Source organism: Dietzia sp. HMSC21D01, assembly GCF_001815995.1.
Taxonomy (GTDB): Bacteria; Actinomycetota; Actinomycetes; order Mycobacteriales; family Mycobacteriaceae; genus Dietzia; species Dietzia cinnamea.
The window spans coordinates 1-653 of the sequence record NZ_KV824176.1 but is presented as its reverse complement, the minus strand read 5'-3'; the positions used below and the strand labels follow the sequence as shown (position 1 = coordinate 653).

The 653-nt window shown below is 67.1% G+C and carries 1 rRNA gene; it reads left to right on the top strand.

Features of this window, described 5'->3' with window-relative positions:
- The first annotated feature begins 135 nt into the window (after window positions 1-135).
- A 5S ribosomal RNA gene (rrf, locus tag HMPREF3086_RS17495) occupies window positions 136-252 on the top strand.
- Window positions 253-653 lie beyond the last annotated feature (401 nt).

The window sequence follows — 653 nt, the reverse complement described above, 5'->3', positions numbered from 1 at the left end:
GTACTAATCGGCCGAGGACTTACACACAAATACCTTTTTACGAGATCGACTCGCGTCCACTGTGCAGTATCTGAAACAACACACCCGTGTCTCGACGACCAGTCGACGAGACACGCGGGCCTTGTTTCATAGAGTTACGGCGGCCATAGCGGCAGGGAAACGCCCGGTCCCATTCCGAACCCGGAAGCTAAGCCTGCCAGCGCCGATGGTACTGCACTCGCGAGGGTGTGGGAGAGTAGGACACCGCCGAACACAACTTCATGACCAGCGGGAGGGACTTCACAGTTCCTCCCGCTGGTCGCATTTGTGCCCCTTCTACCCACTCCGTGCCGGACCAACCGGCGCACGTAAGGTGAACGACGTGAACGAACCCCGGTCCGAGAACGCAGACCGCTCGCCCCGACGCGGCGACCGCGACGTACCCCGCCGGGGCGACCGGGCCCCGCGAGAGCAGCGACGCGACAACAGCTCCTACGGGGAGCGCCGCGGGAAGCGATACGACGGTTCCGACACCCCCCGCCCCGACAGGAGCGAGTCCGGCGAACGGCGCGGTAGCGGCGAGCGCTCATCCTCCGACCGGGACCCGCGTCGAGGGGACGGCGCTCCCCGCGCCGCGGGCAGTCCCCGGAGGGCCACGGCCAGTGGCCGCGCCG